At 46.9% G+C, this 26,180-nt stretch carries 23 protein-coding genes; 17 read left to right on the top strand and 6 right to left on the bottom strand.

Features of this window, described 5'->3' with window-relative positions; genetic code table 11:
* Positions 1–51: 51 nt before the first annotated feature.
* The 5 genes from fabG (at position 52) to FYJ60_RS08810 (ending at position 5,328) form a co-directional block, all read left to right on the top strand.
* Positions 52–804 (top strand): 3-oxoacyl-[acyl-carrier-protein] reductase, encoded by a 753-nt coding sequence (fabG, locus tag FYJ60_RS08790; protein ID WP_154458314.1) that lies wholly within the window; start codon positions 52–54, stop codon positions 802–804.
* 120 nt (positions 805–924) lie between these two features.
* Positions 925–2,187 carry a beta-ketoacyl-ACP synthase II gene (fabF, locus tag FYJ60_RS08795; protein WP_154458448.1) on the top strand — a complete coding sequence of 421 codons (1,263 nt, stop codon included), beginning with the start codon at positions 925–927 and terminating at the stop codon, positions 2,185–2,187.
* Between the two features lie 88 nt (positions 2,188–2,275).
* Complete coding sequence (gene fabZ, locus FYJ60_RS08800; RefSeq protein WP_154458315.1) at positions 2,276–2,737, top strand: 3-hydroxyacyl-ACP dehydratase FabZ; 462 nt, start codon at positions 2,276–2,278, stop codon at positions 2,735–2,737.
* Positions 2,738–3,091: 354 nt separating this feature from the next.
* Entirely contained in the window at positions 3,092–3,502 is a 411-nt protein-coding gene (locus tag FYJ60_RS08805; protein ID WP_408609146.1) for a MarR family winged helix-turn-helix transcriptional regulator, read from the top strand.
* On the top strand, positions 3,499–5,328 hold the full coding sequence (locus FYJ60_RS08810) for a B12-binding domain-containing radical SAM protein (RefSeq protein WP_154458317.1): 1,830 nt from the start codon (positions 3,499–3,501) through the stop codon (positions 5,326–5,328). Before FYJ60_RS08805 ends, FYJ60_RS08810 begins: the two co-directional genes overlap by 4 nt.
* Before the next feature lie 71 nt (positions 5,329–5,399).
* On the opposite strand, the gene FYJ60_RS08815 is transcribed toward FYJ60_RS08810, so the two are convergent.
* Both FYJ60_RS08815 and FYJ60_RS08820 read right to left on the bottom strand, forming a co-directional pair.
* Positions 5,400–7,028 (bottom strand): mannitol dehydrogenase family protein, encoded by a 1,629-nt coding sequence (locus FYJ60_RS08815; RefSeq protein WP_154458318.1) that lies wholly within the window; start codon positions 7,026–7,028, stop codon positions 5,400–5,402.
* A gap of 57 nt (positions 7,029–7,085) precedes the next feature.
* Positions 7,086–7,958, bottom strand: a complete 873-nt coding sequence (locus FYJ60_RS08820; protein WP_154458319.1) for a D-psicose 3-epimerase — start codon at positions 7,956–7,958, stop codon at positions 7,086–7,088.
* 300 nt (positions 7,959–8,258) lie between these two features.
* Here FYJ60_RS08820 and FYJ60_RS08825 point away from each other — a divergent pair, with 300 nt between their 5' ends.
* The 8 genes from FYJ60_RS08825 to FYJ60_RS08860 all read left to right on the top strand — a co-directional run bounded on the left by FYJ60_RS08825 (position 8,259) and on the right by FYJ60_RS08860 (position 18,156).
* The gene (locus FYJ60_RS08825) at positions 8,259–9,386 is read left to right on the top strand and encodes an ROK family transcriptional regulator (protein ID WP_330579174.1); all 1,128 of its coding nucleotides are present in this window, start codon (positions 8,259–8,261) and stop codon (positions 9,384–9,386) included.
* Between the two features lie 20 nt (positions 9,387–9,406).
* The gene (locus FYJ60_RS08830; RefSeq protein ID WP_154458320.1) at positions 9,407–10,453 is read left to right on the top strand and encodes an NAD(P)-dependent alcohol dehydrogenase; all 1,047 of its coding nucleotides are present in this window, start codon (positions 9,407–9,409) and stop codon (positions 10,451–10,453) included.
* 157 nt (positions 10,454–10,610) lie between these two features.
* Positions 10,611–11,387, top strand: a complete 777-nt coding sequence (locus tag FYJ60_RS08835; protein WP_154458321.1) for an SDR family oxidoreductase — start codon at positions 10,611–10,613, stop codon at positions 11,385–11,387.
* 59 nt (positions 11,388–11,446) lie between these two features.
* A complete protein-coding gene (locus FYJ60_RS08840) occupies positions 11,447–12,655 on the top strand; it encodes a sugar ABC transporter substrate-binding protein (protein ID WP_235903375.1) in 1,209 nt (402 codons plus the stop codon).
* Between the two features lie 116 nt (positions 12,656–12,771).
* Positions 12,772–14,295, top strand: coding sequence for a sugar ABC transporter ATP-binding protein (locus FYJ60_RS08845; RefSeq protein WP_154458322.1), 1,524 nt, complete (start codon positions 12,772–12,774; stop codon positions 14,293–14,295).
* The gene (locus FYJ60_RS08850) at positions 14,292–15,233 is read left to right on the top strand and encodes an ABC transporter permease (protein ID WP_154458323.1); all 942 of its coding nucleotides are present in this window, start codon (positions 14,292–14,294) and stop codon (positions 15,231–15,233) included. Before FYJ60_RS08845 ends, FYJ60_RS08850 begins: the two co-directional genes overlap by 4 nt.
* Before the next feature lie 146 nt (positions 15,234–15,379).
* Positions 15,380–16,516 (top strand): ROK family transcriptional regulator, encoded by a 1,137-nt coding sequence (locus tag FYJ60_RS08855; protein ID WP_154458324.1) that lies wholly within the window; start codon positions 15,380–15,382, stop codon positions 16,514–16,516.
* Between the two features lie 38 nt (positions 16,517–16,554).
* Entirely contained in the window at positions 16,555–18,156 is a 1,602-nt protein-coding gene (locus FYJ60_RS08860; RefSeq protein WP_154458325.1) for a xylulokinase, read from the top strand.
* Positions 18,157–18,282: 126 nt separating this feature from the next.
* Here FYJ60_RS08860 and FYJ60_RS08865 read toward each other — a convergent pair whose 3' ends face one another.
* Positions 18,283–19,053 carry a DeoR/GlpR family DNA-binding transcription regulator gene (locus FYJ60_RS08865; protein ID WP_154458326.1) on the bottom strand — a complete coding sequence of 257 codons (771 nt, stop codon included), beginning with the start codon at positions 19,051–19,053 and terminating at the stop codon, positions 18,283–18,285.
* A 239-nt stretch (positions 19,054–19,292) separates the two neighbouring features.
* On the opposite strand from FYJ60_RS08865, the gene FYJ60_RS08870 reads away from it, so the two are divergent.
* Both FYJ60_RS08870 and FYJ60_RS08875 read left to right on the top strand, forming a co-directional pair.
* Positions 19,293–20,432 (top strand): uroporphyrinogen decarboxylase family protein, encoded by a 1,140-nt coding sequence (locus tag FYJ60_RS08870; RefSeq protein ID WP_154458327.1) that lies wholly within the window; start codon positions 19,293–19,295, stop codon positions 20,430–20,432.
* Between the two features lie 269 nt (positions 20,433–20,701).
* A complete protein-coding gene (locus tag FYJ60_RS08875) occupies positions 20,702–21,310 on the top strand; it encodes a YczE/YyaS/YitT family protein (RefSeq protein ID WP_235903376.1) in 609 nt (202 codons plus the stop codon).
* Positions 21,311–21,413: 103 nt separating this feature from the next.
* Here FYJ60_RS08875 and FYJ60_RS08880 read toward each other — a convergent pair whose 3' ends face one another.
* The 3 genes from FYJ60_RS08880 to FYJ60_RS08890 are packed head-to-tail and all read right to left on the bottom strand — an operon-like array spanning position 21,414 to position 23,915.
* Positions 21,414–22,094: a fructose-6-phosphate aldolase gene (locus tag FYJ60_RS08880; RefSeq protein WP_154458329.1), complete on the bottom strand. Its 681-nt coding sequence runs from the start codon at positions 22,092–22,094 to the stop codon at positions 21,414–21,416.
* A gap of 57 nt (positions 22,095–22,151) precedes the next feature.
* A complete protein-coding gene (locus tag FYJ60_RS08885; protein WP_154458330.1) occupies positions 22,152–23,150 on the bottom strand; it encodes an aldo/keto reductase in 999 nt (332 codons plus the stop codon).
* A gap of 15 nt (positions 23,151–23,165) precedes the next feature.
* Entirely contained in the window at positions 23,166–23,915 is a 750-nt protein-coding gene (locus FYJ60_RS08890; protein WP_154458331.1) for a DeoR/GlpR family DNA-binding transcription regulator, read from the bottom strand.
* 319 nt (positions 23,916–24,234) lie between these two features.
* On the opposite strand from FYJ60_RS08890, the gene FYJ60_RS08895 reads away from it, so the two are divergent.
* Together FYJ60_RS08895 and FYJ60_RS08900 are read left to right on the top strand one after the other, a co-directional pair.
* Positions 24,235–25,086: a class II fructose-bisphosphate aldolase gene (locus tag FYJ60_RS08895; RefSeq protein ID WP_154458332.1), complete on the top strand. Its 852-nt coding sequence runs from the start codon at positions 24,235–24,237 to the stop codon at positions 25,084–25,086.
* Between the two features lie 58 nt (positions 25,087–25,144).
* On the top strand, positions 25,145–26,176 hold the full coding sequence (locus FYJ60_RS08900) for a LacI family DNA-binding transcriptional regulator (RefSeq protein ID WP_154458333.1): 1,032 nt from the start codon (positions 25,145–25,147) through the stop codon (positions 26,174–26,176).
* Positions 26,177–26,180 lie beyond the last annotated feature (4 nt).

The following is a 26,180-nucleotide window of genomic DNA, read 5'->3' on the forward strand; positions in this document are numbered from 1 at the left end:
CTTCCATAACGATTTAAGCCGTCGGCCAGAGGCGGAGGAATGGAGATTAGGATGAAAGAAAGAAATCTGTCCGGCCAGAGTGCCCTGGTAACCGGCGGAAGCGGAGGGATCGGAAGGGCAGTCTGTGTGGAGCTGGCTCTCCGGGGAGCCAATGTGGCGATCGTTTATTCGCATTCCGCGGACAAGGCGGCGGAAACAGAAAAAATATGCCGCTCCTGCGGCGTCCAGACCCTTTGTATACAGGCGGATGTCGCAGACAGGCCTTCCTGCGAGGAGATGTTCCGGCTTGTCCTGCATGCCTTCGGAAGAGTGGATATTCTGGTCAATAATGCCGGGATCACCAGGGATAATCTGATTCTGCGGATGAAGCCGGAAGAATTTCAGGAGGTTCTGGATGTTAATCTGACAGGAACCTTCCAGTGTATGAAGCTGGCGTCACGGTTCATGCTGAAACAGAGATACGGGAGAATTGTCAGTCTTTCCAGCGTCGTGGGAATTTACGGGAATGCGGGCCAGGTCAATTACGCGGCCAGCAAGGCGGGCATCATCGGCATGACAAAGTCACTGGCCAAGGAGCTGGCAGGAAGGAATATTACCGTAAATGCGGTCGCCCCCGGTATGATCAGCACCGAGATGACCCAGGGACTTCCGGAGGAAATACAGAGACAGATGATCAGCCGGATTCCCATGGGAAGACCGGGAAAGGCGGAGGAAGTCGCGTCTGCGGTCGCGTTTCTGTCCTCACCGGAAGCGTCTTATATTACCGGACAGGTTCTGGGGATTGACGGAGGACTGCAGGGTTAAGAATCCGGCGGCCGGAACAGGAGACTGCTGTGCTGGACACAGCGGAAGATCTGGAGACGAAAGCAGATGCTTTCATTATTATTTGTACCGCCGGCCAAAGGCGGCGGAGTGGAGATTATGATGAAAGAAAGAAGAGTAGTAATTACCGGGTTGGGTGTCACCTGCGCGGCGGGCAACAGCCCCCGGGAGGTCTGGGAGAGCGTGGAACAGACCCGGTGCGGGATCGCGCCGATTACGCGGTACGATACCTCCGCGCAGAAGGTCAAACTGGCGGGTGAAGTGAAAAATCTGGATATGGAGCGGTGGATTGACCGTCGGGAAATCCGGAAAATGGATCTGTTCAGTCAGTATGCCATGGTGGCTGCGTGTCAGGCAATGGAGGATTCCGGCCTGGAGGCGCTGGAAGAAAGCAGAGAGCGCTGGGGCGTCTGCATGGCAAGCGGGATAGGCGGCATCTCTACCATAGAGGAAGAGAAGATACGCGGGCTGGAAAAAGGATATGACAGAGTATCTCCTTTTTTTATCCCCCGGTCGATTTCCAATATGGCCGCGGGAAGCATTGCCATACGGTTCGGCCTTCACGGGATGTGCACCTGCGTGGTGACAGCCTGTGCCAGTGCCGCCAATGCCATCGGGGACGCGTTCCGCCATATCCGGGACGGATACGGTGACATCATGGTGGCCGGAGGGGCGGAAGCGGCGATTACGCCCTTGTGCATCGGCGGCTTTACTTCTCTGAAGGCGCTCACTACGGAAGCCTGTCCCGAAAGGGCTTCCATTCCCTTTGACGCGGAAAGAAGCGGATTTGTCATGGGAGAAGGAGCGGGGGCTCTTATCCTGGAGGAGTATCAGCACGCCGTCAGACGGGGCGCGCACATCTACGCGGAGCTGGCAGGCTACGGAACAAATTGTGACGCCTGGCATATGACGGCCCCCGCCCCGGACGGAACAGGGGCGGAGGCCTGCATGCGGCTGGCCATGGAGGACGCGGGAATCACGCCGGAGCAGGTGGATTACATCAATGCGCACGGAACGTCCACAAAGCTGAATGACGCCTGCGAGACAGCGGCCATCCGCAGAATTTTCAGCGGGGACCCTCTGCGGGTGCGTGTAAGCTCCACCAAGTCCATGACGGGTCATCTTCTGGGAGCGAGCGCGGCTGTGGAAGCCGTTATCACCGCGCTGGCCGTCGAAAAAAAATTTGTTCCTCCTACCTTAAACTATCAGGTCAGGGATCCGGAATGTGAGCTGAATGTAGTCCCGAACCGGGGATACAGCATGAAAATCCGGAACGCCCTCTCCAATTCCTTCGGATTCGGAGGGCATAACGCGACCCTTGTATTCCGGCCGGCTGACCGGGAGGAAGCGCCTATACAAGGCTGATAAGGCTGAGATCCGGAACAGGAAAAAAGCAGGCTGATTCATGCAAAAAAGCTCCGTCCGGGAGCATAATAACTTACAGGAGAAAAAAATGACGCTGAATTCTGATGAAATAAAACAAATTCTACCGCACCGGTATCCCTTCCTTCTGGTAGACCGCATCACCGCGTGCAGTCCGGGACTCTTTGCGGAGGGGAGAAAATGCGTTTCTGTCAATGAAATGCAGTTCTGCGGCCATTTTCCGGGACAGGCGGTTATGCCGGGAGTCCTGGTGCTGGAGGCCCTGGCGCAGACAGGCGCGGTGGCGCTTCTGATGGAAGAGGAGAATAAGGGAAAACTGGTTTACTTCGGGGGCGTAAAAAACGCCAGATTTCGAAGGCCGGTTGTTCCGGGAGATGTGCTGGAAATGCGGTGCGAAATTATCGGCAGAAAAGGCCCTGTGGGATTCGGGAAAGCAGTCGCCACGGTAGACGGAAAGACGGCGGTGAACGCGGAAATATCTTTCGCAGTCGTATCGCCGGACGTGCCGGCGGTGTCGGCGGAAAAGAATTGAGAGTTGTCTCACGCTGTCTGTTTCCGCTGCAGGCCCGGCATTATGAATGTGCCTGCAGCAGTCAGACTGCGTCCGGCTGTCAGGGCGCTGCCCGGATAAACAGTACATTTCAAGCACATTTCCGAACATCCGTGCGTTGTAAAAAAACACAAAAAATGGTAGTATTAGAACCATCTTTAGTATGCGGCCTACATGCCGGAAGAGGCGTGCGGCGGACCGGGGGAGCGGACAGACATGACGGCGGAAGAACTGTTTGAAGAAGTGTATACAAATTTCAAATTGCATTTTTACAGAGCTGTATTTCAGAATTTCAGCAGCAGAGAAGCAACTTTGACCACGGTGGAGACCTTCTGTATGGAAGTGATATATGCCATGAAAAATCCCACGGTCAACGAGTTCTCCAGCTTTATCGGAATATCTTCGCCCAATGCCGCTTATAAAATAAACAGTCTTGTAAAAAAAGGATATCTGAAGAAGGTACAGTCCGTGAAGGACAGGCGGGAATATTTTCTCCAGGTGACGCAGAAGTACAAGGATTACTATAATATCAGCGCCAATTACGTCTCAGAGGTCATGAGCAGGGTAAAGGCCGCCATGACAGATGAGGAATGGAAGCAGTTTTATCATGTGCTTACCATCATTGAGAAGGAACAGATGAAGGATGTTCCGGTATATCATGGGGAACGCCATCTGGAAGAAATGGGTTTGACAGAGGAGGCCGGGGACAACGCTGCATCCGGAATCCGGAAAGGCAGTGCGGAATGAGGGTATTGCTTGCTGCCATAAACGCAAAATATATCCATACCAGCCTGGCTGTCCGTTCCCTTTCGTGTTATGCGGAAAACACGCTGTCACAGAGGAACGGGTCTTCCGGAAAACCGAAAAAACCGGACATTGATTTTGCGGAATATACCATCAATCAGCGGGAAGAGGACATCCTGGCGGATCTTTACACAAGAAAGCCGGATGTCCTTTGTGTGTCCTGCTACCTGTGGAATTTCCGGCAGGTCTGCCATATCACGGAAAATCTGCACCGAATACTTCCCGGACTCCCTGTCTGGCTGGGAGGACCGGAGGTCTCCTTTGACGCGGAAAACTGTCTTGAAAAAATGCCGCAGATCACCGGAATCATGGTCGGAGAAGGGGAGCAGAGCTTCACAGAGCTGGTCGGTCTCTATGACGGCGTAGCCGTGCCGGATCAAGAGGCCTTTTCAAAAGTACCAGGCATTGTATACCGGGGCGGGGATGGGCAGATTTTTCGCACAGCTCCGGCTCCGCTTCTTTCCATGGATGAAATTCCCTTTGTTTACCGCGAAGAAAATCTGGAAGCAGAGGATATCCGGCACCGGATTCTTTATTATGAAACAAGCCGGGGATGTCCGTTTTCCTGCAGCTACTGCCTGTCTTCCATAGAGGAAAAAGTCAGGCTGCGCGGCAGGAAGCTGGTTGCGGAGGAGCTTCAGTTTTTTCTGGACAGAAAGGTGCCGCAGGTAAAATTTGTAGACCGGACGTTTAACTGCAATCATTCCCATGCCATGTTTATCTGGAGCTACCTGAAAGAGCATGACAACCAGGTGACAAATTTCCATTTTGAGATCGGAGCGGATCTCCTTACGGAAGAGGAAATTGCGCTTTTAAATACACTGCGTCCGGGGCAGGTTCAGCTGGAAATCGGCGTCCAGACCACAAATCCCGCGGTTATCCGGGAAATCAGCAGAACGATGAAGCTGGATGTCCTGAAAAGAAATGTCGCTGCTATAAAAAGGGGCGGAAACATTCATCAGCATCTGGATCTGCTTGCAGGGCTTCCGGGAGAAGGAATAGAGAGCTTTCGGAAATCCTTTAATGATGTGTATGCGATGGAGCCGGATCAGCTGCAGCTGGGATTCCTGAAGGTATTGAAAGGTTCCGCCATGTATCGGAAGGCAGAAGCATACGGCATTACAGCCAGCCAGGAGCCTCCCTACGAGGTCCTTCAGACACCCTGGCTTTCCTTTGCGGATATCCTCCGCCTGAAGGGTGTGGAAAATATGCTGGAGGTCTACGGGAACAGCCGGCAGTTTGTCTCTACACTCCGGTTTTTAATTCCGCTGGCCGGGACTCCCTTTGATTTTTTTGACCGTCTTTCCGATTATTACAAAAAGAAGAACCTGTGTGGGAGAAACTTTTCCAGACTGGAACGGTTTGAAATCTTGAGGAAATTTGCGCACGGGGAGCTTCTTGGCAGGAATCCCGATGATCCCGATGGAAGGAATACGCAGGATCCTGATCCGACAGAAGAAAGAGAGCTGGATGAGCATCTGGTTTTTGATCTTTATCTGAGAGAAAACTGCAGGAATCGTCCCGACTGGGCCGGAGAGTATGATAACAGCAAAGGCCTTTTTAGAGAATTTTTACATCAGTTTTTTGATAAACAGCAGGCAGGGGGGTTCCGTTCTATGAGCAATTCTATGCATGGCGAGCTTTTCTATACGGATATCATGCAGACCGGATATGCAGAACCTGTTTTTATAGTCTTTGACTACAGGAAACGGAATCCTGTTAGTGGAAATGCGGAATTTAAAGTCTTTCGTCTTGCGGAACTGCAATAACATTTTGTCGAAAAGAATGTAAAAGCGGGCGGCTTTTGCCGCCCGCGCACAAGAGAAGACTTCTTGGTTTTTTAACCGTCAGTCTGATTCATATATTTGTGTACAGTGTTTCGCACACTTCCATTTCCACACAGCATCTCCCGGAACATGCCTTCTATCTTATGTCCTAATCCTGCTTTGTATAAATCCACACCGAATAAGTTTGTGTTTGACAATATCGGGGTGAGTTGTGTTGTTAAACTTTCCGGTTCCCCTGGCTTGATTCCTTTCATTTGCATCAGCAGTTCATCGACCATGGGATCGGGTGCCGTCTCATAGCTGTTCCCGTTGTCGTCCACACCCAGCAGGTATCTTAACCAGCCTGCAATCCCAAGAGGGACACCCACAAGGTTTTCGGCTGTACCGGATTTTGAGACATATTCTTTAATAGTTTCGCCAAAACGGACACTTAATCCCTGGGATTCATCGGTGCATAGCCGGAGATTTGTATCACCGAGATATTCATTGATAAACCGGATATGAAACAGCTCATCTGCGAATTCCTCAGGAGATATAATTCCGGGATTTTTCACGACAGGAAGATCTTCTTTGTATTCAATCCATTTGGCCATCGCCATCATATCAGCATCGGTATTCAGCATATCAGCGAACAGCGGTTCGCCCAGCAATACACCCAAAGGACCGGTAGCAGAATGAATGGGATTCAGACATGCCGTTACCTTCATCCGTTCTGCAAGATTTACCGTTGTCCGGTCAGTCAGATAGACACCGTTTCCGGATTCCAGGGGAGGCCGTCCGTTTGGAAAATTATCCTCAATAACCAGATATTGGATTTTTTCTGCGTTAATGAACGGAGCGATATAGGTGCGGCACTTTGTGGTGACCGGCTGCATGTTCCTCACACCCAGTTTTTCCAGATCGTCAGCAATTGTCTCGCTGGGTCTGGGGGTGATTTTATCTATCATGGTCCACGGGAAAGCAACCGTCTTTTCATCCGTCACATATTGGATAAAAGCACTGTCCACATAACCCCGTTTTTCCCATTCCTCTGCGATTGTCGTTACGGACTTCCGCAGGAGGGATCCGTTCTTAGAACAGTTGTCCATAGAGACAAGAGAAATCGGAGCCTTGTTGGTTCGAAAGCGTTCCAGCAGCATCGCAGTCAGGACAGCCATTGCACTGACCGGTCTCTCGGGTCCGTTTTCAATATCTTTCTGGATCACAGGGAGATAAGAACCGTCTGTCCGGTAGAGCGCGTAGCCTTTTTCTGTTATTGTAAAAGAAACGAATTGAAGACCAGGAAAACGGAATATTTCTTTCAGACGTTTCCAGTCTTCAGGAAAAACCGTGCTCCCTTTTACCACTTCTGCCAGTGATCCCAGAACCTTATAATCCCTGCTTCCGTCATTGTTCAGCACAACGCTTAGTGCAAGATTGTCATAGGGTTTATAAATTTTATCTACGACCTCGAAGTCGTAGGTCTCTACACAGGTAATACCTTTGTCTAAAAGCCCTTTTTCCAACAGGGTATCTGCAATCCCTCCAAGGAAAATCCTGAAAATATTACCGATCCCAAAATGAACCCAGCAGGGTTTTTCCCTGGCTGCTTTACTGCATGCTTCCGCATCGTAACCGGGAAGCTGGATGCCGGCATTCTGCCAGCTGGCTTTATCTTTAATACCTTTATAAGATAATTCCATAAAAAAGCTCCATTCTACTGCCATAAAACGGCAGTAACCTGATTACAGTTCAGGAAATCATTTCCAATCAAGCATAAAACGCTGGAATTCGCAGGCTCTTCTCGCGTCTTCGTCTAATTCTTCTTCTGTTGCCCCGTTGCAAAGATCTCTCCATACCTTAATATCCTGACCAACCTGGCCGCCCATAGACACAAAGGGCTCCATAACTACCATGCCATCGTAATGGATATCGTGAAGAGCCTGGCCGATCTCGTGCCAGGGCAGATGACCGTGCCCTGGAGTTTTACGGTTGGATTCCCCGGTATGCAGGTGTCCGAGGTAACCTCCCGCACAGCGGATGGCAGCGCCGATGTCATCTTCTTCAATATTCATGTGAAAAGTATCAAGATGAACCTTGACGTTATCTTTCCCGACTTCCTTTACGAATCTGGTGCTCTCTTCCGCCGTGTTCAGAAGGTAGCTTTCGAATCGGTTGATTGTTTCCATGCCGAGAATAATATTATAAGGCTTTGCATAATCAGCAAGAACACGGATGGCTTCCACGCTTCTTTTCCATTCCTCTTCCTTTGGATCGCAGTGAGAAAAATCAAAAGGCCAGTAGGAGTAGATGGCTCCGCAGAGCATATGCATATCAAGCATGCCCATTTTTTCAAACAATCTGCGGTACCAGTCAAGAGCCTGTGCGGCAACAGCAGGATCTTTGGAAGCAATATTATGATCAGGGGTCGGTCCATATCCGCCGGAAAGAATAATATTATGATCTTCCGCGTGCTTCTTTAGTTCATCCACCTGATCCTGAGTATAGTCAGGAAGAGGAGCGCATCCGATTTCCAGAACATCGAAACCGAGGCGGCTGACTTTGTCCACATAGTAGCAATAGTCTGCGGCCCACTGTTTTTCCCAGAATGCATAAAAAATACCGTGTTTCATTTTTACCCTCCATCATGCATAGTGTTCTATACAATGCTACATTTGCAATATTATCCAAACAAATATAAAAAGTCAAGACAATAGTTGGCATATATGACAGAAAAACGGGGAGAGAAATTGTGCTAATTGCATAAAAATAACATTAGATATTGCGAAAAGATCCATTTAGATTTATTATTTTACCAGATTTAGAAAGTGCTTTCAAAACTGATTGCATTTTTTGTTTTAAATGATTGCTAAAGGAGAATCAGGCTGAAGTATATTGACACCGATTTAAAGGAACAACTGAATACGGCAGAAATACGGAGAAGAAATCTTCAGCAGGTATTCCGCTATCTTATAGAAATTGAACGGGCTTCTATTCAGGATATTGCAGATCATTTGAATATCAGCCGTCCGACGGTCCTGCAGGCGGTAAGAACGCTGGAAAACAAGGGGCTTGCAGAAGAAGACGGAAAGTTTCAGTCAGACGGCGGACGCAGGGCAAAGGCTGTGCGCTGTATCCCAAATGCGAAATATGCAGTTGGGATAGACATAACAAAAAATCATGTAAGCCTGGTAGTGACAGATTTTACAGAAAAGCCGATCCGTCAGATCAGGATTGCGCATCCGTTTGAAAAAAGTGAGGAGTACAGAAGCTTTCTGCACGAGGAACTGGAAAAATTTCTGAAGGACTTGCCAAACGCGGAGGGAAATTTGCTTGGAATCGGGATTTCAGTACCGGGGATTATTAACGAGAACAACGGATATCTGTTGATTTCCAATGTGCTTGGAATTGGCGAAATGAGCCAGGAAGAATTAACCGGAAAATTTTCTGTAAAGGCAATACTCATTAATGATGCCAATGCGGCGGGGATTACCGAATTTCTGCAGGACACGGCAGAAAGCATTTTCTATCTGGGTCTTAATAATTCTGTCGGGGGCGCCTTTTTTAAGGGAACAAAAGATTCAGGCGCGGGAATTAATATTATGGGGCGATTATTTACAGGCACACACTGGCACAGCGCGGAAGCCGGCCATATGGTTATTCACCCCGGAGGGAAAACCTGTTACTGCGGGAAAAAAGGCTGTGCGGATCCATATGTTTCAGCTTTGACGCTTTCTGATCACGCAGATGGAAATCTGGAATTGTTTTTTCAGAGGCTTCAGGAAGGCGATCCGGAATGCGGAAGGGTGTGGGAGGCATATCTCGATGACCTGGCAATAGTTGTGGATAATATCTACACTTTATTTGACTGCCGGGTTGTAATCGGAGGGTATGTCGGGAACCATATTGCACCCTATATCGGGATCCTGCGGGACAGGGTATCCTCAAAAAATACGTTTGAAAAAAACGCTTCTTATTTATATGCGGGAATGTTTCATCAGGAGGCACCTGCACTGGGTGCGTCTATCCATATTATAGAACAGTATATTTTGTCACTTTAAGAGAAAGGAAGTCTTGATTCATGAAGGGAACGATGAAAGTTGCTGTAATGCTGGGCATCGGAAAAATGGGGTACGAGGAACGCCCGATTCCGGAACCTAAAGATGATGAAGTACTTGTAAAACTGGAGTATGTGGGTATCTGTGGTTCAGATATGCATTACTATGAGAATGGACGGATTGGTGATTATATTGTCAAACCGCCGTTTGTTCTCGGACACGAGCCGGGCGGCGTGGTCGTAGAAGTCGGAAAGAACGTAAAAAATCTTAAGCCGGGTGACAAAGTTGCTCTTGAGCCCGGAGCTACCTGCGGACACTGTGAGTACTGCAAGTCCGGAAAATATAATCTCTGCCCGGATGTACGGTTCTTTGCAACGCCGCCGATCGATGGTGTATTCCAGGAATATGTCGCTCATGAGGCGGATCTTTGCTTTAAACTTCCGGATAACATGGACACCATGGAAGGCGCTCTTATTGAACCGCTGGCTGTCGGAATGCATGCGGCAAAGCAGGGCGGCGCTACCCTGGGCATGACGGCGCTTGTTTCAGGGGCAGGCTGTATCGGACTGTGTTCCATGATGTCGCTGAAAGCATTTGGTGTTTCAGAAGTCTATGTAACAGATGTCCAGAACAAGCGTCTGGAAAAAGCGATGGAGCTTGGAGCTGCCGGCGTTATTAACAGCGCTGAAAAGGATCCAGTTGAAGAAGTTAAAAAACTGACACAGGGACGCGGCGTAGATCTTGTCGTGGAGTGCTCAGGAGTTGAAAAGTGTGCGAACCAGGGAATTGAAATGCTTATTCGCGGCGGTACGCTGGTCCAGGTAGCATATGGGGCTTCCGGCTACATGAATTTGAATATGAGCCTTCTCTGTGATAAGGAGATTACGATCAAGACAGTGTTCCGTTATCGCCATATTTATCCGATCGCCATTAAAGCAGTCAGTGAAGGAAAAGTTAATCTGAAGGGTATTGTCACAAATGTTTTTGATTTTGATGATATCCAGAATGCGATGGACCGCAGCATCCATGATAAAGCAAACATTGTTAAGTCTGTCGTGAAGATCGGGTAAAAGTATAATCCGGTATAAAAAGATGCATAAAAAAGTCCTGTAAATATCAGATAAATTGTCAATTGTATCTGCATCCTTAAGGTGGTACCTTTTTAAAGACGTATTAAAAAGGGGCTAAATAATAACCAGTGCATATAGACACACGAAAGGAGACATTATGGGAATTATAGAGAAAATGAGACTCGACGGAAAGAAAGGCTTTGTAACCGGAGCTGCACAGGGAATCGGCAAATGTACCGCGACAGCAATTGCGGAGGCAGGCGCTGATGTTGCTATTGTTGACCTGAATGCAGAAAAAGCAAAAGCAACAGCGGAGGAAATTGCTGCCAAAACAGGAAGAAAAGTTATTTCCATCGGTTGCGACTGCACAAAAGAAGACCAGGTTAAGGCAATGGTAGAACAAGTTGTTTCCGAGTTGGGCGGCCTTGATATCTGCCATGCTAATGCCGGTATCTGCATTAACGAGTATGCAGAGAAGATGACATATGCACAGTGGCTTAAGGTTATTGATGTAAACCTGAACGGCATTTTTCTGACAGATACCTATGCAGGCAGATATATGCTTGAGAATGGTGGCGGTTCTATTGTAAACACAGCATCCATGTCCGGCCATATTGTCAATGTTCCTCAGCCTCAGTGTGCATACAACGCTTCCAAGGCAGGCGTTATTATGCTGACAAAGTCTCTTGCTGTAGAGTGGGCAAAAAAGAATGTCCGCGTTAACTGCATCAGCCCGGGATATATTGCTACAGATCTTATTAAGTCTGCACCGCATCTGGTTCCGCTTATTGAAAAGTGGAATGCAATGGCACCCATGGGAAGATGCGGAGAGCCGGAAGAACTGGAGAGCCTGGTCGTTTATCTGCTCAGTGATTCTGCTTCCTTCACAACAGGATCTGACGTGGTTATCGACGGGGCGTTCACCTGCTTCTGATTTTATTGTGAAAGTTATGCATAGTGCATAAACTATATATACTTAACAGGAGGGTAACTATGAAAAAGAAAATTGTGAGTCTGTTATTAACCGGCGCTATGGTAGCGACAATGGCTGCATGCGGTTCAAGCTCGAATTCCGCTTCAACCAGTGCTTCAGCAGCAAGCTCGAAAAGTGAGTCGGCAGCTTCCGAGGCAGCAGAGTCTGCTTCTTCAGCAGCATCTTCTTCGGCAGCAGCTTCCAGCTCGGCGTCATCTGCCACATCAGAGTCTGTAACGGCCGCTTCAACAACAGCAAGCTCCGCGGAAGGAACAGCAAATATTGATGGCGTTCAGGCGGATGATGCATTTTATGAGAAAGCTGACCTCACTTCCCTGAAGGGCAAAAAGATCGGCATTACCATTCAGTCCCTGCAGAATGCGTACTGGGCAGGTGTTATGAGCGCACTGGAGGACATCCTGAAGGAGAATGGCGCAGAGTACAACATCGTGGCATGCGATGATAACTCGACCAAACAGATTTCACAGATCGAGAATTTCATTTCTGCAGGAGATGACCTGATCATGGTTCATCCTTCCGATGCTGATGCTGTGGAGGATGCCTGCAAGGAGGCACAGGATGCCGGAATCAAGGTTATGTGCTGGGATGATCCGATGGAGAATACCGATGCAGACTGGATTCTGAACAACACCAGCCTTGGAGTTGCTATTGGTGAGATGGCAGGTAACTTTATCAACGAGCATTATGATGAGAATAACAAAGCCCAGGTAGCTCTTATTGATTATCCGTCCACCAAGGTTCTTCTTGAGAGAGGAAACGGAATCAAGGAAGGTCTTGAGAATGTTGCAGCCGGCAAATATGAAATCGTTGCAGAGCAGCCCGGAATTGAGGCCAACAAGGCACAGACCGCTATGGAGACTATCCTGCAGCAGTATCCGGATTGCAAGGTTGTAGTTGGTGTTGGCGCCGGAGCCATGATCGGAGCAAATGAGGCTCTTACTACGGCAACAAATGGTAAGATTCCGGAAGATATGGGTATCTTTACAACTGATGTTACAAAACAGCAGCTGGAAGAGATTCAGGATCCGAACCAGGCTGCAAGAGCTATCATCGGATTTGAGGGATCTGATGAGGATACCGCAAAGGCATGTGCTTCTATGTATGCGCTGATTCTTTCCGGACAGCTTGAAAACAAGTATGTTTACCGTCAGGTTGGCGAGATCAACGCTGATAACATTGATGAGATCATGAAAGGAATGAAGGGTTAACCTGGACAGACCCGGTCATTCATAAATAATGGTAAATGAATAAACTGTTGCGGAGTTATCTCAGGATGGCTTCGCAACAGTTTTTCAAGAAGCGGATTTTGAGCAGGAGGTATCGAATGAGCGAAGAATATGCACTTGAACTTGAGCATATCAGAAAAGAATACCCCGGCGTTGTTGCTCTTAGTGATGTCACATTGCAGCTGAAAAAAGGGGAGATCCTTGCGCTGATCGGTGAGAATGGCGCAGGAAAATCTACATTAATAAAATGCTGTTCAGGAGCTGTTGTACCTACATCCGGCCATATCAAGGTCAATGGAAAGGTGTTCAGCAGGATGACTCCTCAGCTGGCTGCAGAAAACGGCATTGCTATTATTTATCAGGAGTTTAACAATGTTGGAGAATTATCGGCAGCGGAAAATCTTTTCCTCGGCCGTCCCATTCGCAAAGGGGTAGTCATTGATCGTAAAGCCATGAACGAGGAGGCTCGCAAGGCTTTTGATCAACTGAAAATCGACATTGATCCAAATGAGCTTGTTAAGAATCTTACAGTCGGTTATCAGCAGATGATTGAAATTGCAAAAGCAATTCAGCAGAATGCGAAAGTTTTAATTATGGATGAACCTTCTGCACCTTTGACAAGCAACGAAGTTGAGAATATGTTTAAGGTTGTACGTCTTTTGAAAAAGAAAGGCATATCTATCATTTACATTTCTCACAGGCTGGAGGAGATTTTTGCCCTTTCGGATCGTATTGAGGTTATTCGTGATGGAGAATACATCGACACGCTTATCACAAAAGATGCAACGGTTGATCAGCTGATTAAGCTGATGGTCGGACGTGATATGTCACAGAAGTATCCGGAAAGAACAAGTAAAATTGACCAGAGTCAGGTTGTACTGGAACTTCAGCATGTCTATGGAAATGGGGATAAAGACATCAGCTTTAAACTGCACAAAGGAGAAGTACTTGGCCTTGGCGGATTGGTTGGAGCCGGGCGGACAGAGATCGCGGAGGTTATTTTTGGTGCCAAAAAGAAAACCGCGGGAAAAATATTGCTGAATGGCAAGGAAATTAATCCAACCTGCCCCAAGGATGCTATCGACATGGGCATTGCACTGGTACCGGAAGACAGAAAAAGGCATGGCGCACTGCTGACCGTTTCAATTAAAAATAACGTTAATATGCCGATCTACCAGCGTATCTCCAAGGCAAGCGTTATAAATTCCACTGTGGAAAGAAATACTACAAAGAAATATATTGACGAGCTTCAGATAAAGACGCCGACCATGGCGCAGCTGGTTAAAAATCTCTCCGGCGGAAATCAGCAGAAAGTAATCCTGGCTAAATGGCTGGCAGCTGATGCCGAGGTTATTATATTTGATGAACCTACCAGGGGTATTGATGTAGGTGCAAAACAGGAAATTTACAAGCTGATAAACAAGCTTATTGCTGAGGGACATTCGGTACTCATGATTTCTTCGGAGATGGAGGAATTAATGGGAATGTCAGACCGTATTATTGTTCTTGCAGAGCATGAAATTACGGGTGAGCTTTCAAAAGAAGAATTTAATGCGGATACGATCATGGCTTACGCATCTGCATTGGATATGGATAAAAAGAAGGAGGAAGTGGCGAAATGAAGGCGAAAGGCGCGATAAAACAGAACGCGATATGGCTTGTCTTTATCGGCATGGTTATCATTTTCAGTGTTGCAAATCCGACGTTTGTGAAACCGACCAATCTGATTGCGATTTCAAGACAGATTGCCGTGTATGGAATAGCATCTATCGGAATGACATTCGTAATTTTAATTGCAGGAATTGATCTTTCCATTGGTTCCATAATTACTTTTGTCAACATTTTCTGTGCCTGGTTAATGGTAAACCAGAATATGCCCATGTGGCCGGCGGTTCTGCTGTCATTATTATGTGCGACTCTAATTGGTGTGTTAAATGGATTTATGGTTGCAAGCATAGGAATTCCTGCCCTGATTGCAACATTTGCCTCGCAGACCATTTTTGAAGGGATTTCTTACCTGATTTCCGGAGGTATGCCGATTTCCGGGTTTACAAAGGCCTTTGATCTTTTCGGAAAATCCTCCCTTGGCCCGGTTCCTGTCTGTGCCATTATCATGATTGTCTGCTTCCTTGTTGGAGGATTCATTCTGAACAAGACTTATTTCGGGCGTTATTTTTACGCGATTGGAGGAAATGAAGAGGCTTCTGAGCTGTCCGGTATCCGGGTTAACAGAACAAAGTATCTGATCTATGCCCTGTCTGGTTTCTTTGCCGGTCTTGCCGGAATTGTCATGCTTTCCAGAACTGGTTCCGCTCAGAACACGGCAGGAAAAGGATATGAGTTTGATGTCATCACCTGCGTAGTCCTTGGAGGAGTATCTGTAAACGGTGGTGTTGGTAAAATGTCGGGAGTTGTCGCCGGTGTTCTGATCATTGGTTCTCTTACCAACGGTATGATCCTGATGAATGTAAACCAGTATATGCAGATGGTTGTAAAAGGAATCGTTCTTGCCATTGCTGTTGGAATTGACTGCATGTCAAAGAAAAGACAAGCTGTTTAACCTGCGTTCGTATATTCCTGTCGGCAGTCATGTATCTTCATGGGCTCAACCGGCAGGATTTTTTTAATCAGGGCTTGTTGTAAACCTCACCAGGGGAAATATGGTTGCTCCTTTTTTAATATGAAAATTTTTCTGGGATAAAAAATATGAAAGATTTCTGTCTGCAGGAGAGAGGCAGCAGTAACAGCAGAATAAGGACATACCAGTATATCAAAGATCATAACCCTTCTACCCGACAGGAGATCTCAAAGAATCTTGGACTGAGTTATCCGACTGTTGCCAATGCGGTTAAAGTATTAGTTGGAAATGGTCTTATTGTGCCTTCCTTTAATAAACAAAAAACAGAAGGTCGTTCTGCTGTTTCCTATGATTTTTGCAGTGATACGTATTGCTCGATCGGATTGTACCTGGCACAGAATAAAATGACTTTTGTCTTGGCAGATTTGAGGGGGGAGATTCTGGATCAGAAAAAAGTAAAGGCAGCCTTGAATCTCCGTTCGGACGGGTATCTGAAATATGTCGGGGAACAGCTGAAAGCAATTGTTCAAAAAAACAATATTCTACCTTCCAATCTACTTGGGGTGGGAATAGCGCTGCCTGGACTGATCTCGAGAGATGGTGAATATGTTCAGTATGGACATACTTCTGATTTTACTGGTGTGACAAAAACTGAGATTTCAAAATATATTCCATATAAAACAGCCTTGCTGCATGATTCGGATGCAGGAGCTTTCGCAGAACTTAATAAATGGCCGGATATGAGGGACGCTTTTTATATCAGCCTTTCCAGTTCAGTTGGCGGGGCTCTTATGCTGGACAGAAAAATTGTGCATGGGCAGGATAACTGGTGCGGCGAAATAGGGCATATGAAGCTGATAACAGATCGCAATGCCGGGGAATGTTATTGCGGACACAGGGGATGTTTTGATACGGTTTGCAGATGTGGAGTGCTGGATGTCCTGACAGATGGGAATATCGAAGAATTTTTCGAAATACTGCATGCCGGTGACCGTGCGGCGTTAGGGCTATGGAATACTTATACGGATCATCTTGCGATGGGAGTTCATAATATCCATATGCTTCTCGATATACCAGTGATTCTGGGCGGTTATGTTGGAGAATTGATGAAAGAAGATCTTCCTGAGTTGAGAAAGAAAATAAACAGTCTTGAGCCGTTTAACAGTAATGCGGATGATTTTGTGTTTTGTTCACGTTCCGGGGCGGATCAGGTTGCAGAAGGTGCAGCCTTAATACAAATCAGAATTTTTGAGAATGAAATTTAAAAATTGTTTATCAGGGAATGGTTTTACTGGAGGTAAAAATGGATATTCAGAATATCGAAAATGGGAGAACCGCGCTGGGCATAGAGCTGGGATCTACGAGAATAAAATCAGTTCTGGTGGATGGTTCCGGAAAGGTTCTTGCGGTCGGGTTTTATGATTGGGAAAACTCCCTGAAAAACGGGATCTGGACTTACAGCCTGGAGGATATTCACGCAGGCCTGCGGGGAAGCTATTCGTCCCTGCGGGAAGAAGTGAAGAAAAAGTACGGTGTTGCGCTGAAAAGGACGGGAGCGATCGGCATCAGCGCCATGATGCACGGGTATATGGCTCTGGATGCAGAGGGCAGACAGCTTGCGCCTTTCCAGACATGGCGGAATACCAATACACAGCAGGCGGCGGATGAACTGACCGAATTGTTTCAGTTTAATATACCCCTCCGCTGGAGCGTCGCACATCTGTACCAGAGAATTCTGGACGGAGAAGAACATGTGAAAAAGCTGGATTATGTTGTGACGCTTTCCGGTTATATTCACAGGCTCCTGACAGGAGAACGGGTGCTTGGAATCGGTGATGCGGCGGGAATGTTTCCTATTGACTCTGAGAAGCGGGATTATGACCAGCGGATGGTCGAGCAGTTTGACCAGCTGATTGAGAAATACCATTTTTCCTGGAAGCTCCGTGATATTTTCCCGAAGGTACTGTCCGCGGGAGAGCAGGCAGGCTTTCTGACGGAGGAAGGTGCCGCTTTTCTGGATGAAAGCGGACAGCTGGAAGCGGGAATCCCGCTCTGTCCTCCGGAGGGCGATGCCGGAACCGGAATGGTTGCCACCAATTCTGTTGCTGTCCGTACGGGAAATGTATCTGCCGGTACCAGTACATTTGCCATGATCGTTCTGGAAAAGCCGCTGCGGAAGCTGCACAGGGAGATTGATATGGTAACGACGCCGACAGGATATCCCTGCGCCATGTCTCACGCAAACAACGGTACCTCAGACCTGAATGCCTGGGTGGGTATTTTCAGAGAGTTCTGTGAGCTGATGGGGATTCAGGCGGACACAGGAGAACTTTTTCAGAAACTTTACACACATTCCCTGGAGGGGGATCCGGACTGCGGAGGCTTGATGGCATACGGGTATTATTCCGGTGAAAATGTGACCATGATCAATGAGGGCAGGCTTGCCTTTTTACGGACACCGTCCAGCAGGTTTAATCTGGCGAATTTCATGAGAGTGAACCTGTATACCTCTCTGGGGGCGGTGAAGCTAGGCATGGATATCCTGATGAAAGATGAGGAAGTGAAAATAGACAGACTTACCGGGCACGGCGGACTTTTCAAGACGAAGGGGGTTGCGCAGAGATACCTGTCCGCTTCGGTCAATGCTCCTGTTACTGTTATGGATACGGCGAATGAGGGAGGAGCCTGGGGAATTGCTCTCCTTGCCGCGTTCCTGGCAGACGGAAAAGGAATGACGCTGGAAGAATATCTGGACAAGAGAATTTTTTCCGGAATGCACGGAACCACTGTCATGGCGGATCCGGAGGAGGTGCAGGGCTACGAAACTTTCACGGAAAGGTATAAGAAAGGTCTGGCTGTAGAAAAAGAAGCAATACGTGTAATGGATTGGGATGAAAAAAACTGATGCCTCGCGTATTTTGATATTGCGTTTCAGTATCTGACAGGAGAAGAAGGCTGTTTTCTTTCTCGCATTTTCTGTGCGGTAAAGTAACAGCCTTTTTACGTGCATAAAAGAATGGAGGCATGCTTTTCAAGGGATGATCATGCCTTTTTTCTGCAGAAGGTCAAGCATCTCTTTGGGAGAGGCGTCATCGGTCAGAAGGATAAAGCGGCTGTCAACCGGACAGATCCGGACAAGCCGGCTTCTTCCTATTTTAGAATGATCTGCCATGATCACAATATGTTCACTGGATGAAAAAATAGTATTGATGACAGAAGCATGTGTGTATTCATAGCAGTATAAATCCCCGTTGGTGCTGATCCCGGCAATGCCCGTAAAACAGTAGTCAAAGGAAAGGGACTGGAGTGCCTGGTCTGCAAGAATACCAAATACGTTCAGATCCGGCTGGGATATCTTACCTCCGATCATAATGACGTTATCTGAAATGGAAGAGGTAGAAAGCTCATATGCTGTCGCGATTGAGTCGGTGGTCACGGCGGCTTTTATTTTGAAATCAATCTGCTGTATCATCGACAACACCGTGCTTCCGGATAAGAAGGCAAGTGATGATATTTTTTCCGAATGGCAGAGATTCTGGAGAAATTCCGCTCCTTTTTTTCCTACCTTCCATTTGGCGTCGGAAACAGTATTCGACAGTTTGTTTTCAGGTCTGGCCGCATGTTCTTCCAACAGCGTTGCTCCTCCGTGAAAACGTCTCAGTATATGTTCTTCCTGCATTTTATTTAAGTAACGACGGATTGTCATGTCAGAGACAAAAAGCCGTTCCGACAGTTCGTGGACACTGATATTTTTCTTCTGCTCCAGGAGCTTTATGATTTGGTCTTCTAATATATTATTCATTTTTCTTCCTGCAGATATGACGGTAAATCTGGATGAAAAGGCTGACTGTCAAAGAGATTGCTGGCATGGTCTGTGCTTTTTGTATGCTAAGATTTTATCATAAAGCGAGAAAAAAGCAAGAGAAACAAACAATAATAAACATCTAAATTAAATTATTAAAAAGATATGGACAAAAACAAACACACAGCATATATTGTAAATGAATTAACAAACCACTAAGCAAGGAGGACTAGAGAGAAATGATGACTTCCAGAGAGCGGGTTCAGACAATTTTAGATCACAAGATGCCGGATCGGGTTGCGGTCGATATCGGGTCAACGGCATCCGGCCTGACTGATCCGACGATGAAGAGGGTCAAAGATTACTTTCATATTTCCAGCGAAGACATTGTTTTCAGACCGGATGAATCTGCATCAAGATATAATGATGATGTCCTGGAGGCTTTAGGAAGTGATTTCCGCCATGTATTCCTGATGCCGCCGGAAGGAGCGGATTGGTCATTCGATGAAAACGGACATGCAATGACAGACTGGGGAATTCAAAAAACAATGAAGACAAATCTTGCGCAGAATTCCAGCTGTCCTCTTGCCAATGCAGATTCCATTGACGATCTTCGGCATTATTCCTGGCCGGATCCGTACGCACCCGGACGCGACAGAGGAATCAGGGAAAGAATAAAAGATTTATATGAGAATACGACATATGCACTGGCAGCTAGATCTGTATCGCATGGAATTTTTGAACTTTCCTGGGAGCTTTCCGGGATGGAGAAAATGCTGGTTGATATGATGATCAACAAGGACTTCGCAAACTATCTGCTGGATAAGATTTTGGATATTCAAATGGGGATGTATGATGTTCTTCTTACCCCATGTGGTGAATATGTTCAGATGGTAGAAACAGCAGATGATTATGGAACGCAGCGCGGGCCGATAATGTCACCGGATCTCTTTGAAGAGATGATCCTTCCACGCCGTAAAAAACTGAACGACTTTATTCGGAGTAAAGCCCCGCACGCGAAGATTTTTCATCATACCTGCGGCTCTGTTTATCGCCTTCTTCCGGATATTCTTGAGACAGGTGTAGATGTATTGAATCCTGTACAGCCTTCTGCCGCCGAGATGGACACCTATCGTCTTGCTGAAGAATTTGGGGATAAGGTAATCTTTCATGGCTCCATTGATGAACAGACAGGCCTTGTGTATGGAAAAGATGTCGTGCGCAAGCAGATGAAGGAGCGAGTCGAATCTCTCGGGAAAAACGGAGGATATATTATGGCTCCGACGAGTAATTTCCAGGACGACATGCCATTGGAAAATATTGTGAATTTTGCAAAATGGGGAAAAGAGATCGGCGATTATTCGCACAGAAAGGCATAACGGTTATAAAATAACAGGACAGACAGCTGCTGCTTTTCCTTAATGAAAACAGCAGCTTTTTTGAAGCCTGATTTTTCAATCTGCAGGTTATAGGGACAGCAATTTCTGTGAAGCGGTATCCGCAATAAATATGTCGGAATTTAAAAATTAAGAGTTGTATTAAAACCGGTATCCCATTATAATACCGATGAAATCGGACTTCAGCAGACAGACAAATCAGAGGGGGAACTGTAATGCGTCAAAAGGTTTTGCGCAGAAGATTGACAGCCATGTTAATTGGTGTTTTTTTTATCGGAACCGGAGTAGCAGGATATCGGCTTGGCAGCTTCGGGACAGATGCCTTTACCTGTATGAATCTTGGTATTAGCGGGTATATACGGATGACGTTCGGAACCTGGCAGCTGCTGCTAAACATTGCCTTGCTGATTCTGGTTTATATTACTGCAAGAGAAAATATAGGAATCGGTACAATTGTCAATATGGTGTGTACCGGATACATCGCTGACTTTTATTGCTGGCTGGTTCTTTCCTGTCTGCATATAACACCAGGATTAGGACTCAGGATCGTTTTTCTTGCCGTGGGAGTTTTCTGCTGTGCGTTTGGAGTAGCAATGTCCATTGAGGCAAATATTGGACTTGCGCCCTATGACAGTATAGCTTTTGTTATTCATAAGATCAGCGGAGAAAAAATGACCTTTCGTACCGGCAGGGTTGCGGCAGATGTTTTGTGCGTAATAATCGGGGTGCTGTTCTGCCTTGCCGGACACAATCCCTTAAGGGAGATTATAGGAATCGGCACATTGATCAATGCCTTCTTCAATGGACCTATGATTCAGGCGTTTAAAGATCGGCTGATGAAAAAGGCTGCAATTGTATGAGACACATTTCCCGCAAACCGCCATTTCCCTGTTGCTGCCGGTGAGAAACCGGCATTTCAAGGGGCAGCAGCGAAAAGGTGTTTGCGGTATGTGTGAAAAGAACTTAGTCAAGCTTTGCGATTGGAACATTTCCGAAAATGGATTTCCAGTCACTGTCGAAAACATTTACAGCGTTTGTAATCTGCGGCTGTTCCAGAACGTTTTTTAAAATAGAGGGGTCTACCGTGGCAGCCTGTGCGCCTGACTCGAAAGCACGTTCTACCTGACCCGCGTTTTTAAAGCTGGCGGCCAGTATTTTGGCCGGATAATGATACCGGTCAATCATTTCTGCGATACCGGCGATTACATCATCAGAATCAATTCCGATATTTTCCATCCGGTTATAATAGGGTGCCAGATAATCCGCCCCGGCTTCCAGTGCGAGAAATGCCTGTGATTTTCCATAGATCGCTGTTGCGGTGACATGGATTCCACGGGATTTCAGGATTTTTATAGCCTTTATACCTTCCATGGTGACGGGAATTTTAATATAGATCTGGCTGTCCACTTTATTCAGCAGGGTATCGGCATCTTGCAGCATGCCCTCGGTTTCCATAGAGGTAACCTGGATATGAAGGGTTTTATCTATTCCGATAATGGATCGTATGTTATTCATGTGCTCGAAAAATTTGATTTTTCCCTCTCGTTTCACAATGGACGGATTTGACGTGATTCCATCAATGGGAAAAATATCTGTGTATTCCTTTATTTCATTTAAATTCGCAGTATCAAGTAAGTATTTCATGCTTTCCTCCTTATGCTTTCCCTGAGTAACAGGTCTTCGGCTGTCTGTCTCTGTCTGTCAGGATTCATTATCCCAGATATCCCGCCAGTCTTTTGCGTCCTTCCATAAAAAGATTTTTCCCTTGATTAACCTGTAATTTTTATCTGCAGCAGCAAAACGGGACATTTCTTCTTCGGTGAGAAAATCACGGGTTGTGCAGCGAAGATTTGCAGTATATTCATTTTCATCGACAGAAAACGGGATCGGAACCTGGCCTCTCTGAACGGCCCATTTGACGCAGACTTCTGCCGGATGACAATGATGTGCCTGGGCAATTTCCACAAGCTCAGGAAGCTTGAATGTCTCCACATCATTTTTTTCGGTATCACGTTCAGGTCGGCAGGGAGAGCCCATAGGACTGAAGGCAATCGGCAGAATCTGATGTTTCAGGCAGTACTCAAACAGTCCGGGCTGCTGGAAGGTGGGATTCATTTCTACTTCCAGAACGGTCGGTTTAATTCGGCAAAGAGGGAGTACCTGTTCCAGTTTTGTGATGGTCATGTTCGACATCCCTATGGTACGGACTAATCCGAGATCAACCAGATGCTCCATCTGCCGCCAGGTTGTCATGTATTCCTGAAGAGAAAATGGCACGGCATCGGGATTGCGTCCCTCTATATTAGCGCCCGGCTCATGATAGTTTGGAAATGGCCAGTGTACCATATAAATGTCCAGGTAATCCAGACAGAGATCACACAGACTTTGTGCACAGGCCACCAGCACATCTCCCTTGCCGTGCATGTTGTTCCAAAGCTTGGATATTATCGTTATTTCGTTTCTTTGTACAAGACCATCCGCGAAGGCACGGGAAAAAACTTGTCCGATTTCATTTTCATTTCCATATGCTGCGGCACAGTCAAACAAACGGTATCCGGCTTTTATTGCGCCGTAAACTGCTTCGGAGACCTGCGCAGAACTAAAACGATCATTTCCGAACGTACCCATTCCGATGCCGGGAATAACCATCCCGTTGCTGAGTTTTCGCTGGGGAACCAGCGATGGATCAATAGTATTCATGTTATTCCTCCTTTTTTATTCTGCAATTTTTATTTCAATTCCCTTCGACTTCAGAAACTGACTTTCCTCATCTGAAATATCCGGGTCAGTGACAACGCCGTATACTTTTTCCAGCTTTAAAAAGGACACCGTTCCGGGATGGCTGAATTTATCTGATGTTGTCAGCACATAGGGATAATCGCAGACGTCTATCATCGCCTGCAGGGTGTCCGCCCGAATAAGGTCATCGCCCATGAAACCGAATTCTTTGGAATAGCCATCTGTACCGGTAAACATTTTCTTAATATGAAAAAAACGGACGGCGTCTTTTGTGATCGGCCCCACCAGCGACTGGCTCTGAGGCTGCAAGGTTCCCCCTAACAGAGTGATTTGCACAGAAGGATACCGACAGACATAATTAGAGAGATAAAGAGAGTTTGTAACAATGTTAATGTGCTGATACCGTTTTGCCAGTTCCTCTGCAAACAGGGCACAGGTAGAACTGGATTCGATCATAATGGTTTCTCCGTCTCTGACAACATCCGCTGCAGCTTTTGCAATTTTCTGCTTTTTACTGAGCTGAAACGCCATATGATAGTTGATATCTTCCGGACAGCTTGGCAAAGCATAGCCTCTCTCCCGATGAATGACTCCTTGTTTTACCAGGTAATCCAAATCTTTTCGCAGGGTGACATCGGATACCTGGAAAATATCTGCAAGTACATGCACCTCTGTTTTTCCGTGTTCGGTTATGTATTCTACAATTGATGTCTGCCGCTGGTTCATGAATCTCTCTCCTTTTGGTCTTTCCGCCCAAGTGTAGCACAGTACAAAGAAAAACGCAAATATTAAAATTACGTACGAAATATTATAACTTTCAAAAATAAGCCATAGATAGAACGCCTCTGCCTATTATCGGAGAGGGATACGGAAGATTGGTAGTGCCGGAAAAGAAAACCGAAACGATTCGGAAAAGTGTTGACAGACTGCCGTCGACATGGTTAAATGAGAGTATCCGAAACGATTCGGTTTTGCGTTGCTGTTTTCTGTATGCAGTCTGGTATAGGCGTGCGCGTACAGACATAGAGATGGAGGATGAAAAGGAATGGCATATGTAACTTCTAAAAAAATGCTTCTGGATGCCCAGGCAGGACATTATGCGGTAGGCGCGTTTAATGCCGAGAATATGGAAATGGTAAAAGCAATCATCCGTGCTGCGGAGGAATTGCATGCCCCGGTAATGATTCAGACAACCGGCGGAACACTAAAGTATGGAACTCCGGAGACGTATGCCGCAATCGTTAAGTCAGAGGCAGAGCGCGCTTCGGTACCGGTTTGTCTGCATCTGGATCATGGTCCGAGCTATGAGACGGCAGTACGTTGTATTGTTGCAGGCTATTCTTCTGTCATGATGGACGGCTCAAAGCTTCCGTTTGAGGATAATATCAAGGTGAGCAAACAGGTGGCGGATTTAGCGGCAGCAGTCGGGATTCCATGTGAAGCTGAACTTGGGAAGGTCGGAGGAAAGGAAGACGACACAGTATCTGATGGAAAAGATATTTACACAGATCCTCAGGAGGCAAAGGAATTTGCAGAGCGCACAGGCATCTCTTCTTTGGCGGTTGGGATCGGAACATCCCATGGATTTTATAAAGGAATACCGGTTCTGGACGTGAACAGGCTTTCGGAAATACGTGCGGTAGTGGAGGTTCCGCTGGTACTTCACGGTGCCTCCGGACTTACGGACGATCAGGTCCGGGAATGCGTAAAGCGTGGAATCTGCAAGGTTAACTTTGCAACGGAGCTTCGCAATGCTTATAGCCGTGCAGTTGCGGATTACTTTAAGAAGGATCCGGACGTTGTGGATCCCAAGAAATATGGAGAGGCGGCAATGGAAGCGGTAAAAGCGCTGGTTAAGGCCAGAATGAAGGTCTGCGGCTGCGACGGGAAAGCCTGAGACGGAAGGACGCGGATTTGTCTGGGCAACAGTTTTTTAAATAAACGTGAGGGGCAGTATGGCAGCAACTATAAAAGATATTGCCAGGGAAACAGGTCTCGGTGTCGCCACTGTCTCATCCTATCTGAACGGGGGGCATGTACGCCCGCAGAATAAGGAAAAAATTGAAAAGGCAATCCGGGAGCTGCATTATGAAGTAAATGAAACTGCGCGGCAGTTAAAGACAAATCGTACCCGGATGATAGGGGCGATTATTCCTGAGCTGAACAGTACATTTTATGCCGCGGTATTAAGCAGAATAGAAGATATTCTTCGTCAGCACGGGTATGCCATGCTGATCTGCGACTGCCGTTCAGAAGCTGTCCGGGAAGAGGAAGCGGCAGAGTTTCTGTTTCGAAGAAGGGTGGATGGGATTTTTGATATACCGGTAGATTCTTCCGGCAGACATCTTATGCCTTATATTAAAGCAAAAAAACCAGTGGTTTTAATTGACCGCCAGATTGATGAGATAGAATGTGACAGCGTTTGCGTGGACAATTATCAGGCAGTGCGCTCTGCAGTACAGCTTTTGACATCTAAGGGACACAGAAATATCGGCCTTCTGGCCTGTCCGCAGTCAAATCATGCGGCTACGCAGCGGCTTTATGGCTATCGGAGATCTTTGGAAGAGGCTGGGATAGAGGTTTCAGAAGAGCTTGTTTATCAGGGTGCGGATACCATCGATAGTGGAACCGAAGGAATGGATACTTTAATTGACAGGAATCCGGGAATGACCGCTGTTATTGCCGCAAGCTATCGGATGAGCTTTGGCGCTGTCATTGCTGCAAATGAGAGGAATATCTGTGTGCCTGATCAATTGTCCATGGTCGGATTCGACAATCCGCAGTTTGCCCGTGCCGTCCATCCCCGGCTCACCATCATCAATCAGCCGATCAGCCAGATCGGGGACAAGGCGGCTGAACTTATGATTAGAAGGCTTGCCAGGGAGGAGCCGGAGTCAAAGCAGCATATCTGGCTGCCAGCAGAGATTTTGGAGGGCAGATCGGTAAAGCGTATAAATTCCTTTGAAAAGCAAGATGAAATGAGGTGAAAAA

This window comes from Bilifractor porci (genome assembly GCF_009696005.1).
GTDB lineage: Bacteria > Bacillota > Clostridia > Lachnospirales > Lachnospiraceae > Bilifractor > Bilifractor porci.